We start from the raw sequence: 12,095 nt of genomic DNA, 5'->3' as shown, positions 1-12,095 counted from the left end.
GCTACCGGTCCGGTGGCCGCTCTGCTCGCCGGGCATGGCCCGGCGCTACCGGTCCGGTGGCCGCTCTGCTCGCCGGGCATGGCCCGGCGGATTCCGGTCAAGCCGTCAGCGAATCCAGCGCGGCTTCCAGCGCGTCGAGATTCGGCAACAGCGCGCTCTGTTCGCCCAGCAGCACGCGCATGTGCACGATGTCAGGCAGGTTTTCCTCGGACGCGTCGGCCAGCAGGCCATCGCGCGGTACCGAAATCAGCTGCGGGAAGCTCTGCGTCAACAGCGCGTAGTAGGGGCGCTGCGGGTTGCCGTTGAGGGTCTTGAGCACCACCACCTTGTTGTGGCCGGCCACCGTCTCTTCGCCCAACCCGGAGAGCCGTGCGAACGACACCAGGGGCACCTGCCAACCGTGCCAGCCGATCTCACCCACCAGCCAGCGCGGCGCGTCGGCGACCGCCTGCACCGGCACCCGCGACATCATCTCGGCCACGGTTGCATTGGGCAGCAGGACCCGTTCGGCACCGGCCGAGATCAGGACGCCACGGATCTCATCATTGCTGGCGTAGCTCATGCGGCATCTCCGTCGTCATCCAGGCCCCAGCGCGCGGCGATCACCTGCGCCAGTTCCTGCGGTTCACCGGCCACCATGCCGGCGGCGACCACCGCCGTCGCCGCAGCCGGGTCGTAGCAGCCTTCGCCCACCTGCCCGGCCACCCAGGCACCGGCGGCGGCGAGGTCCAACGCCGGGCCCACATGGGCCAGATCGGCACCGCTGAGCAGCACCAGCGCGCTGTGCTCGGCCGACAACGCGGCAATCGAGATGCCCTGCGCTTCGCTCTGGAAATACAGGCCATCGGCAGCAGCGTGCACGCCGATGTCATCGGCCAGCACGTGCACTTCGCCAGCGGTGGCGCGCTGGCCGGCTTCGGCCAGCTGCACCGGCAGCGGCGATACGCGCGCCATCTGCTTGACCAGGTTGCCATAGCGGCCGCCGTCCAGGCGCATGTGCACCAGCACCGGCACGGCCAGCCCGCTGGGCAGTGCAGCAAGCAGGCGACGCAACGCATCGGGACCGCCGATACCGGCCAGTACCAGCAGTGCGCCGGAGCGACTGCCTGCAGGCGCGGCAGCGTCCAGGTCGACCAGTGAAAGATGTCCGGTATCGAATGCAGGTTCCGCCGATTCGGTCGAGGCGGCAGCCGATGCAACTGCCGGCGCGTCGCTGGCCTCGTCAACCAGCGACCAGGCCGTGTGGTCGGTGAATACCGACTGCGCAGCTGCCGGTACCGGCGGCGGTTCCGGTGCTGCTTGCACGGGCGCTGCCGTTTCCGGCAGCACCGGCTGCAGCGCAGCCAGCGCCTGCTCCAGCGCGACGGGCTCGTGCAGATGTGTCGGCGGCGAATAGAGGCCATCAGCCGGCACGTCGTCGGCCCACGAACGGGCCTGTTCCAGGTGCGGCTGCAGCGCGGTTTCCTTCGGCACCGGCGGCGTCGACGGCAGGCCCGGCTCCAGCTGCAGTGCCGGTTCGTCCTCGGCGCCGGGCGGCAGCACCTGCTGGTGGCCGTGCAGCTTGGCGGCAAGGTGACGGCCCCAGCGCTGCGCTTCCCAACCATCGCGACGCGCGGCCAGTTCAGCCTCGTCGAACACCAGGGTCAAGCCGGGTGCTGACAGCGCCGGTTCCAGGCGCTCCAGCGCGTCTTCAATGGCCGCTTCCAGCGCGATCACCACGAACTGCGGGCGCGCATCATGCAGCGCCTGCGGTTCCAGCGTCATGGGATCGTCTTCCAGCACGATCTGCACGTCGGCATGGGCCAACGCCTCGCGCAGGCGCTCACGCGCCGCACCCGGGCGGGCCAGCAGGGCTACGGCCGGAACCGGATCGAGGTCACTCACGGACACGGGCAATCCCCAGCAAGTCGTACACGTTACGCATCAGGTCCAGCTCCTGGTACGGCTTGCCCAGGTAGCGCTGCACACCGATTTCGAAGGCGCGCTGGCGGTGCTTGTCGCCGCTGCGCGAGGTGATCATCACGATCGGCACGTCCTTGTAGCGCGGGTCGGCACGCATCGCGGTGGCCAGCTCGTAACCGTCCATCCGCGGCATTTCGATGTCCAGCAGCATCAGGTCCGGCACGCGCTCTTCCAGCTGTTCCAGGGCTTCGACGCCATCGCGGGCGACGCTCACCTCGAAGTTGTGACGCTCCAGGATGCGGCCGGTGACCTTGCGCATGGTCAGCGAATCGTCCACCACCATCACCAACGGCACCTGCCGTTCCTGGCGGGGTGCGTTGACCAGCACCGGCGCGGTCGGGTTGGCCAGGAAACGACGCACCAGCGGGGCCACGTCCAGGATCACCACCACCCGGCCATCGCCGGTGATGGTGGCGCCGTAGATGCCCGGCACCGAGGCGATCTGCAGGCCCACCGGCTTGACCACGACTTCGCGGTTGCCCAGCACCTGATCGATCGCAACGGCGGCGCGCAGGTCGCCGGCGCGGACCAGCAGCAGCGGCACCTGGGCCTGGCCGTCAGCGCGTGCCGGGGCCTGGCCGACCAGACTGCCGAGGTCGTACAGCGGATAGTCTTCGCCACCGTACCGGTAGCTGCTGTCGGCTGCTTCGAAGCGCTCGTGCGACAGCCGGCCAATACCACTGACCGAGGCGACCGGCACCGCGAAGGTGGTTTCGCCGATCTGCACGAACACCGCCTGGGTGACCGCCAGCGTCTGCGGCAGGCGCAGGGTGAAACGCACGCCCTGGCCACGCACTGACTGGATGTCGACCGAGCCGCCGAGCTGGCGCACTTCGTTGCCGACCACGTCCATGCCGACGCCACGGCCGGCCAGCTGGCTGACCTGGTCGGCGGTGGAGAAGCCCGACGCGAAGATCAGGTTGTCCAGTTCCTGTTCGCTCGGCTGTGCATCGGCAGGCAGCAGGCCGCGGTCGATGGCGCGACGGCGGATCGCTTCACGATCCAGGCCAGCGCCATCATCGGCCACGTCCAGTACGATTTCCGAGCCCTCGCGGTGCAGGCGGATGGCGATTTCGCCTTCTTCCGGCTTGCCAGCGGCACGACGCTGTTCCGGCGCTTCCAGGCCATGGGCAACCGAGTTGCGCAGCATGTGCTCCAGCGGCGCGACCATGCGATCGAGCACGTTGCGGTCGAGTTCGCCGTGGGTGCCTTCCAGGGTCAGGTGAACCTGCTTGCCGGTATCCATGCCGGCCTGGCGGACCACACGGCGCAGGCGCGGCACCAGGCCGTCGAACGGCACCATGCGCGCGCGCATCAGGCCATCCTGCAGTTCCGAACTGACACGCGACTGCTGCTGCAGGAGCGAATCGTACTGGCGCGACAGATCATCCAGCACGCCCTGCAGGCCACCCAGATCGGCGGCCGACTCGTTCAGCGCGCGGCTGAGCTGCTGCAGGGTGGAGAAACGGTCCAGTTCCAGTGGATCGAACTTCTGGTCGGCCTGGTCCTGCTCGCGCTGGTAGCGGGCCACGATCTGCGCTTCGGTTTCCAGGTCCAGGCGACGCAGCTGGTCGCGCAGACGCGCATTGGTGCGTTCCAGTTCGCCCATCGCGCCACGGAAGGCGCCGAGCTGCTGTTCCAGGCGCGAACGATAGATCGCCACTTCACCGGCGTGGTTGACCAGGCGGTCGAGCAGATCGGCGCGCACACGCACCTGTTCCTGCTGCGGACGGGCCAGCGGGTCTTCCTCGCTGGAACCTTCCACCGGCAACGGTGCCGACAACGGGGCATCGACCACGGCCACGGCCGGAGCCGCCTGCGGGGCCTGCTCCGCCACGACGACAGCACTGGCTGCAGCTGCGCTGGCAGCGGCGGTGATGTCGGTGGTGGTGCGTGCTTCAAAGGCGTCGAGCAGATCCTGTGCCGGCTCGACGATGCGATGTTCGCCGGTACGGGTCAGCAGCTGGTGCAGACGGTCGAAACCGCGTTCCAGCAACTGCACATCACGACGTTCGATCTCGGTGCGCCCGCCAGCGACAGCCTCCAGCAGCGATTCGATGCTGTGGCCGAGATCACCGATGGCATTGATGCCCGCCATGCGCGCGCCGCCCTTGAGCGTATGCAGATCGCGCTGCAGGCCGGCCAGGGCTTCGCGATCCTGCGGCGCTTCGCGCAGCTCGCTGATCAGCCCATCGCAATGATCCAGCAGGTCCTTGCCTTCCTCGACGAAGATGTCGACCAGCTCGCGATCATAGATGCTGAAGTCGAGCAGATCGGCGCTGTCTTCGGATTCGGAGTCGGTCTGGGCTTCTTCGGTCTGGGCTTCGGGCAGGGGCGCATCCGCCGGCACCGCCGCATCGACGCTGTCGAAGGCGACAGGTTCGACCTCGACCGCCGCAGCCTCTGCCGCAACCGGCACCACGATCATGCCGCTGTCCGCCGCGGCAGCCTGGCCCGGAGCATCTTCCAGCTCGAAGAAACGCGAGGGCGAAATGGCGTCCTGCGCCGTCTCCGCGGCCCCGACGTCTTCCACCGTCGCCGGGGACGGCTGGTCGGTGCTCTCTCCTTCACCGACCGCCGCCTCCCCGCCGACGTCCGCATCCTCGGCAAAGGCTTCCGCCTCGCCAGGCGCGAGTTCGCTGGCCTGCAGGCCGAGCACGGGCCATTGCCCGTCTTCGTCCTGGCCCTGCTCCTCGTCGATCACGTGAAGGCCGGCCTCGAGCGCGGCTTCCAGCGTGACCGGGTCTGCGAAGCCCGGCACAGCCATTTCATCCTGCAGGCTGGACAGCTCGCTGTCGAGCGGCAGCGCAGCAGCGTCTTCATCCACCGCCGTTTCAGGTGTGGATGGCAGCGGCGTATTCAGGTCGTTTGCGACATCCAGGACATCCGGATCGCGGTCGTCAACCGGCAGCGCACTGGCATCCAGATACGGCGACAGATCATCCGCCGCAGTCAGCGCGGTGTCTTCCAATGCGGTGTCTTCCGATGTCGCCACCGCCTGTCCAGCTTCAATTTCCGCGGCAACGAGCGTGGAAGCAGCCACTTCCAGCGTCGACTCCGGCACCGGGCCGTCCGGCATCGACGGCCACCCTGCATCGAAGTAGCGCGACAGATCATCGCTGCCGGTCAATTCGGCGGACTCCAGGCCCGCATCGCTCAACGCGTCCTCGCTGACCTGCAGCGCCTCCAGCACCTCGGCACCGGTGTCGCGTTCGACCTCCGGCTCGATCTCCGCCGCATGCACCGGCTCGACCATGTCGGCCTCGGCGGCATCCGCTTCTGCGACCAGCGGAAGCAACTGGTCTTCGTCTTCATCCTCGACGTCCAGCCCGCCCATCGGCCAGCGTGCTTCCGGCAGCTCGCCGGCCAGCGCCTGCAGGCGCTGCGCCAGTTCGGCCTGCGGCGCAATCCGCGGCTGCTCGGCCTGCAGCGCGTCCATGGTCGCGTTGATCGCCTGCGCGGTTTCGTCCAGGGCTGCCACGGCGTCATCACCCGGCACCACTTCTGCAGCCAGTGCACGCTTGATGTACGACTCGGCGCCGCCAGTGACGGCGGTGATTTCCGGCACCTCGGTCATCGCGAAGGCACCGTTCATGGTGTGCAACGCGCGCAGCAACGCATCGCTGACCGGCTGTGGCGCCTGCTGCGCCGAGCGCAACCAGCCCTGCAGCGTGGCCTGGTGGAGTTCCACCTCGGCCTCCAGGATCTCACGCAGCACGCTGTCGATGTTGGCCGGGGTACCCGGCGCTTCGACAGCGCTCTGTGCGGGGGCATCGACATCCGGCACGGCGCTGTCCAGCGGCGCGGCAGCATCGGTCGGCGCCTCGGCCGTCGGCGCGGTGGCGCCCGGCAGCGCAACGTAGAACGTTTCTTCACCTGCACCCACGCGATCGGCGATGGCCTGCATCGCCTGCAGGTCGACGCTGACCCGCTGGCCATCGCGCAGTGCCGCGTTCAACTGCGGCAGTGCCGTGTATGCGTGATCGACCATCGCCAGTACCGCCGGCGTGGGGGCACGGGTGCCATCGAGCACGCGGTTGAGCATGCCCTCGATCTTCCACGCGAACTCACCCAGGGTACGTGCGCCGACCAAGCGGCCACTGCCCTTCAGTGTGTGGAAAATGCGGCGGATCGGCCGCAGCCGGTCCATGTTGTCCGGTTGCATGCGCCATACCGGCAGCAGCGTGCCGAGATTGCCCAGCTCGTCGTCGAATTCTTCCAGGAACACCTCGCGGATGTCCTGGTCGATGTTCTCGGCATCGTCGTCGAAGCCCGCATCGAACCCGCCCTCGGCCACGGCCGGCGGCACGGTCTCAGTCGGCACGACGGCGGCCGGCATGGCCTGCGGATTGAAGCCGGCGGCGGCGGCATTCAGCTCTGCGAAGAACTGCGCATCGGCCTCGCTGAAGTCGATCGGCGCGATGGTATCCACATCGACCAGCGCCACGGTCGGCACAGCCGCCGATGCCGGCAGGTCTTCGGATGCGGGCAGATCAGCGGCCGGTGCGACGTAGACTGCGGCATCGATCGCGGCGTCGCCGTCAACGGTGGAGTCGAGCCGTTCGGTGATGGCCAGGCCATCGTCGGCCTGCGCCACCGCACCTGCGTCAATGAACTCCAGCGTCGCAGGCGAGGCCTGCTCGTCGTCCAACGACAGCGTTTCCATTGCCTCCAGCGACAACACGTCATCGGCGTTGTGCAGCAGGCTGCTGTCGAAACGGAACACCACATCGTCGCTCAGCGACGTCTGGTCGTCCTGCTCGGCGGCAACCGGATCGAAGGCCGGCGAAATCACCACGTCCAGCGACGCGGCAGACGACGTCTCGTCCAACGACGTCGCCAGGAAGGCGTCATCATTGCCGTCTACGGCGCTTGCCTGCGTGTCGTCCTCTTCCGGCACCGGAATCGCGGACAACGTCCAGGCAGCAGCGTCGGACTGTTCGGCGGACACAGGATCGAAACTGACCGGATCGAAGCTGTCGAACGTCGGCGCACGCTCGTCGCTGCGTTCGGCAGCACTCCCTGCCAGCGCGTCGAATCCACCCAGTTCCCACTGCGGCACTTCCGGCGCGGGGGCGCTGGAGGCAGCGAACAACAGGGGCGGCGGGGTGCCGTGCGGTTCGGCCGACAACGCTGGCGTACCCAGCGATCCGAACATCAGGCCGTTGTCGGCGGGCGTAGCCTCCGGCAGCGGGTCGAAGGTGAAATCGGGCAGCGGCACCGGCACGCCACCCGGTGCCGGCGCGGAGGCCTGCACGTCGATATCCAGCGGTTCGATCTGCAGCGGCTCGGCTGGCACGACCACAGCTTCGCGCATGACCGGCTGCACGTCTTCGGCAGCGACCACGCCGCGCTCGGGCAGCGGCCAGTAGCGCAGCGCTTCCAGGCTGCTGCGGGTGATGTCGAGGATGTCCTCGCGACCCGGACGGCGGTCACGCAGGGCTTCCAGGTAGTACTCCAGGCTGGCCATGGCGTCGGCCAGAGTGTCCAGCTGGCGACCACTGGGCACCCGCTGACGACCGATCAGTTCGGCTTCGATGTACTGCTGCACGCCACGCAGATAGTCTGCCGCGGTGCCCAGGTCGAGCATGCGCAATGCGCCGGAGACATCGCCGAGCAGGCGTGGCACGTCCTGCAGTTCGGCGTGGTTCCAGCTGGTTTCGATGAAAGCGACGAAATGTTCGCGGGCGGCGGCGAAATTGGCGATCGCCTCGTGCGCCAGCACTTCCACCGTGCGCCGGTTCTCCACCGCGCTCGGATCATCCTGGCCACTGCCACTGGCACCGAGGTGTGCGACCTGGTCATCCAGCGATGCATCGACATAGAGCAGCGCACCGGCGATATCCAGCAGCATGTCTTCGTCGATCTGCTGGCGGCCCTCGACAACCCCGCGCAGCGCGTCGCGCTGCTGCACGACCACGCCCCGCGCAGCGCCCAGGCCGAGCATGCCCAGCGTATCGGCCACCGAACCCAGCTTGGTCACCTGCTCCTGCAGCTGCTGCGGCGAACCGTCGGTACGCAGGTGCAGGTCCAGCGCGTCCTTGACCTGCAGCAGTTCTTCCTTGACCGCGTTGCCAACGGTGTCCAGCAGCTCGCGGTTGCGGCCGCTGAGGCTGCCGCGTGCATGGTCCAGTTCCGCTTCGGTGGCGGTCACCGAATCGGGCGCGAACGCGAACAGCACGCTGTCGTTGATCAGCGCTTCGCCACGGGCGGCGCGGATCTCGTTGAGCAGCGGCTGCAGCACGATCGGGATGTCACGGTGTCCGTTCTGCAGGCGCTCCAGGTAATCGGGCAGCAGCACGCTGCCGCGCATCAGGGTGGCACAGGCCTCGTCGCGCTCGGCGACCTCGCCCTTGCCGACGGCGATGGCGAGCTGTTCCAGCTCCTCGGCCACCATCGCCGGTGCATACAGTTCGACCATGCGCAGCGTGCCCTGCACCTGGTGCAGGTAGCCGGCGCAGATGCGCATGCGGCTGCTGTCGGCCGGATCTTCGGCGAAGTACTCGACCTCGTTGCGCACCAGGCGCAGGGTCTCGTCCAGCTCGGGCTTGACCCAGCCCAGGGCTGCGTGGCTCATCGCATCGCGCAGGCTGCTCATGGATGCGCTCCGGTCGCCGCCGCGCGACGGTCGCGCGGATCCTGGCGTGGGGAATGGAAATGCTTCATCGACTGGTTCCTTGCTCGCCGCCCTGCCCGTGTCACGCCGGCAGCTTGAAGTCGGCGACCGAACGACGCAGGTCGGCCGCCAGCTGCGCCAGGTGACCGATCGACTCGGCGGTCTGCCCGGCACCCTGCGAGGTCTGGCCGGTGATCTGGCGGATCACGCCCATCGTGCGGGTGATGTCCGACGCCGCCGACGACTGCTGCTGGGCGGCGATGGAGATGTTCTTGATGAGGGTATTGAGTGCGTTGGACACGCGCTCGATTTCGGTCAGCGCGGTGCCGGCGTCCTCGGCCAGGCGTGCACCGGACACCACTTCGGCGGTGGTCTGTTCCATCGAGGTGACCGCTTCGTTGGTGTCGGCCTGGATGGCCTGCACCAGGTTCTCGATACGTCGGGTCGCACCGGAGGTGCGCTCTGCCAGGCGCTGCACTTCGTCGGCCACGACCGCGAAACCACGACCGGCTTCACCGGCCGAAGCCGCCTGCACGGCCGCGTTCAATGCCAGGATGTTGGTCTGCTCGGAAATGTCGTTGATCAGTTCCACGATCGAGCCGATCTCCTGCGAAGATTCGCCCAGGCGCTTGATGCGCTTGGAGGTCTCCTGGATCTGGTCGCGGATCTGGTCCATGCCCTGGATGGTCTCGCGGACCACGCCGGCACCTTCGGCGGCGATCACCACCGAACGCTGTGCCACGTCGGCCGACTCGGCCGAGTTGCGCGATACCTGTTCGATGCTGGCGGCGATTTCGCCGATCCGGTCCGACGCCGAGGTGATCTGGTTTGCCTGGTGGCCGGCCGCTTCGGCCAGCTGCATCGCGGTGGCCTGCGTTTCCTGGGTCGACAGCGCGACCTTGGCCGAGGTGTCGTTGATGGTGGTCACCAGGTGGCGCAGTTCATCCACCGCGTAGTTGATGGCGTCCGCGATCGCGCCGGTCATGTCCTCGGTCACCGAGGCCTTCACCGTCAGGTCGCCCTCACCGAGCGAGGAGATTTCATCCAGCAGCCGCATGATCGCCTGCTGGTTGCGGCTGTTGAACTCCACCTGGGTCTGGTAGCGCAGTTCCTGCTCGCGCGAGCGGCTGCGCACGTTGGTGGAGACGAAACCGATGATCGCGATCAGCGACAGCGCACCGGACACCACGCCGATCCAGAAATTCGGGAACAGGCGGGTGTCGGACACCGAACCGAACGAGGAGAAGGCTTCGAACAGCTTGCGGCTGTCGGTCAGCATCTTCGCCGAACCCTGGCCCAGTGCAGAGGCAGCGGACTGCGCGGCGAACAGCTGGCGCGAGCTGGCCAGGATCGCGTCGGCGTCCTGCTTCATCGCCTGCCACTTCTGCTGCGACTGCTCCAGCGCAGCGACGGCGGCAGCGCCGCGCACGGCGGTGATGCCCAGGTCCTCGTTGCCATTGCGCAGCGCATCGAGCACCTGCGAGAACACGGTGATGTCGCGGGCCAGCGCGTCACCGGCAGCGGCCGCAGCCGTGCCCCCGGCGCGTATTTCAGTCACGCGACGCGCCATCGAACCGGCCACCACCACCTGCTGCAGGGCACTGTAGACCTGCGACGACGGCGCGCCGGAGGCGGACATCGCACGCACCAGCTCGTTCAACTGGGCCTGCAGGCCCGGCACCGCACCGGAGAAGTTGTTGGCGTTGCCGGCCAGGGCCAGTACTGCCGGTTCACTGGCCACCAGCTGGCCAGCCTGCTTGCCCAGCGGCGCCCAGGTGTCGGCCAGGGTCGAGATCGCCCGGGAGACGCCCGGCTCGTTGCCGTAGCGGCCCTGCAGGGTCGACACGTTCTGCTCGATCGCGTTGCGGGTGGCCTTGAAGGCGGTGAAGGCCTGCGCGTTGCCGCCGACCGCGTCACGGCCCTGGTTGGCCAGCTGCTGCGACAGCACCTGCAGGTCCGCGGCCTTGGAACCGGCATCGGCCAGGCGGCTGCCCTGCCAGGTGGACACGCCGGTGTTCACACCGAACAGGATCATCGACAGGGCCAGCAGCGCCAGCCAGAGGTTGCTGCCGCCCAGCCGCAGCTTGCCGGACTTGGTGGCATCCGAAGCAGTACTCATCGTTCAACCTCGATTTTCAATGCAGGGGGCGATGCCCGGCCTCAGGCCGCGGCTTGCCGGAATTCAGGGGTACGCGACAGCAGCGAGAGCGAGAACACGCCCCAATCGTTGCCATCGGCATGGAAAGCGCGATCGACGAAGTGGCCGTAGCGTCCCTCGGCCAGTGAACCGGCCTCGATCTGCTGGGTCAGCTCGAAGCTGCGCTGGCCGAACAGTTCATCGATGGTCAGGGCGACGTCGCCACCGGCCTGGCGCATGATCAGCACGCGCTGGCCTTCCTGCTGGACAGTGCGCGCCCCTTCCAGGAAGTACTTCAGGTCGACCACCGGGAACAGGTTGCCGCGCAGGTTGCCCACGCCCAGCAGCCACGGCTGCGCGCATGGCACCGGGGTCACCGGCGGCATCGGCACGATCTCCACCACCTCGCGGAAATCGGACACCAGCCGACGCTGGCCAACACGGAAACCGACGCCACGCCACAGGTCCTGGGCGAACTGCCGCCCGGGCAGCTGCACCGCGTGGGCCAGGCTGCGCCGTTCGTAGGCTTCAAGAATGTCGAAGGGCGAGCGCATCAGGCCACCAGCTCGTTGATCCGGGCGATGAGTTCTTCCTCGCGCGGCGGCTTGACGATGTAATCGGCGGCGCCCTGGCGCAGCCCCCAGGCCTTGTCGGTTTCCATCGCCTTGGTGCTGACGATGATGACCGGGATGTGCTTGATCGCTGCGTCGCGGGCCATCGCCCGGGTCGCCTGGAAACCGCTCATGCCCGGCAGCACCACGTCCATCAGGACCAGCTGCGGCACCTGGTCGCGGACCAGCTGCAGGCCATCTTCGGCATTGTCCGCTTCCAGCACCTCATGGCCGGCACGGCGCAGCCATTGGGTGAACACCGCGCGGTCGGTCGGTGAATCCTCGATCAGGACGATACGAGCCATTGTGCCTTTCCCCCCTGGTCAGGCGTTGACGTACGTGCGGATGGCACCCAGCAGTTCTTCGCGCGTGAATGGCTTGGTCAGGTATTGCTCCGAGCCGACGATGCGCCCCCGCGCCTTGTCGAACAGACCATCCTTGGACGACAGCATGATCACCGGGGTCGCCTTGAACAGCTGGTTTCCCTTGATCAGTGCGCAGGTCTGGTAGCCATCCAGGCGCGGCATCATGATGTCGACGAAGATGATCTGCGGCTGCTGGTCGGCAATCTTGGCCAGGGCCTCGAAACCGTCCGTCGCGGTCACTACTTCGCAGCCTTCGCGCTTCAGCAGTGTTTCCGCAGTCCTGCGGATGGTCTTCGAGTCATCGATGACCATCACCCGGAGTCCTGCGAGCTCCCCGCCCGCAGTCGTGTTTTCAGTCATTGCCATTCCCCAAGCGCACGGCCCAATCTTTGGCGGGAGCCGCT

At 67.7% G+C, this 12,095-nt stretch carries 7 protein-coding genes; all 7 read right to left on the bottom strand.

Going from position 1 to position 12,095, the window contains the following annotated elements:
• Nucleotides 1-97 precede the first annotated feature (97 nt).
• The 7 genes from J2X70_RS18160 to pilG all read right to left on the bottom strand — a co-directional run bounded on the left by J2X70_RS18160 (nt 98) and on the right by pilG (nt 12,051).
• Nucleotides 98-562: a chemotaxis protein CheW gene (locus J2X70_RS18160; protein ID WP_025877758.1), complete on the bottom strand. Its 465-nt coding sequence runs from the start codon at nt 560-562 to the stop codon at nt 98-100.
• Nucleotides 559-1,890, bottom strand: a complete 1,332-nt coding sequence (locus J2X70_RS18155) for a chemotaxis protein CheB (RefSeq protein ID WP_309911537.1) — start codon at nt 1,888-1,890, stop codon at nt 559-561. The genes J2X70_RS18160 and J2X70_RS18155 overlap by 4 nt, the downstream gene beginning before the upstream one ends.
• Nucleotides 1,877-8,560, bottom strand: a complete 6,684-nt coding sequence (locus J2X70_RS18150) for an Hpt domain-containing protein (protein ID WP_309911535.1) — start codon at nt 8,558-8,560, stop codon at nt 1,877-1,879. Before J2X70_RS18150 ends, J2X70_RS18155 begins: the two co-directional genes overlap by 14 nt.
• A gap of 100 nt (nt 8,561-8,660) precedes the next feature.
• Entirely contained in the window at nt 8,661-10,697 is a 2,037-nt protein-coding gene (locus J2X70_RS18145) for a methyl-accepting chemotaxis protein (protein ID WP_032974974.1), read from the bottom strand.
• A gap of 41 nt (nt 10,698-10,738) precedes the next feature.
• Nucleotides 10,739-11,269, bottom strand: a complete 531-nt coding sequence (locus J2X70_RS18140) for a chemotaxis protein CheW (RefSeq protein WP_025877750.1) — start codon at nt 11,267-11,269, stop codon at nt 10,739-10,741.
• Nucleotides 11,269-11,631, bottom strand: a complete 363-nt coding sequence (locus J2X70_RS18135) for a response regulator (protein WP_025877749.1) — start codon at nt 11,629-11,631, stop codon at nt 11,269-11,271. Before J2X70_RS18135 ends, J2X70_RS18140 begins: the two co-directional genes overlap by 1 nt.
• Before the next feature lie 18 nt (nt 11,632-11,649).
• Entirely contained in the window at nt 11,650-12,051 is a 402-nt protein-coding gene (pilG, locus tag J2X70_RS18130; protein ID WP_005418455.1) for a twitching motility response regulator PilG, read from the bottom strand.
• Nucleotides 12,052-12,095: the final 44 nt, after the last annotated feature.

This window comes from Stenotrophomonas sp. 1337 (genome assembly GCF_031455455.1).
GTDB lineage: Bacteria > Pseudomonadota > Gammaproteobacteria > Xanthomonadales > Xanthomonadaceae > Stenotrophomonas > Stenotrophomonas indicatrix.
Note: the sequence above shows the minus strand (reverse complement) of the source record. Positions and strands in the feature narration are given on the sequence as shown.

Coding starts and splice junctions, on each gene's coding strand:
- J2X70_RS18160 (WP_025877758.1), bottom strand. CDS start 562: ATGAGCTACGCCAGCAATGATGAGATCCGTGGCGTCCTGATCTCGGCC.
- J2X70_RS18150 (WP_309911535.1), bottom strand. CDS start 8,560: ATGAGCAGCCTGCGCGATGCGATGAGCCACGCAGCCCTGGGCTGGGTC.
- J2X70_RS18145 (WP_032974974.1), bottom strand. CDS start 10,697: ATGAGTACTGCTTCGGATGCCACCAAGTCCGGCAAGCTGCGGCTGGGC.
- J2X70_RS18140 (WP_025877750.1), bottom strand. CDS start 11,269: ATGCGCTCGCCCTTCGACATTCTTGAAGCCTACGAACGGCGCAGCCTG.
- J2X70_RS18135 (WP_025877749.1), bottom strand. CDS start 11,631: ATGGCTCGTATCGTCCTGATCGAGGATTCACCGACCGACCGCGCGGTG.
- pilG (WP_005418455.1), bottom strand. CDS start 12,051: ATGACTGAAAACACGACTGCGGGCGGGGAGCTCGCAGGACTCCGGGTG.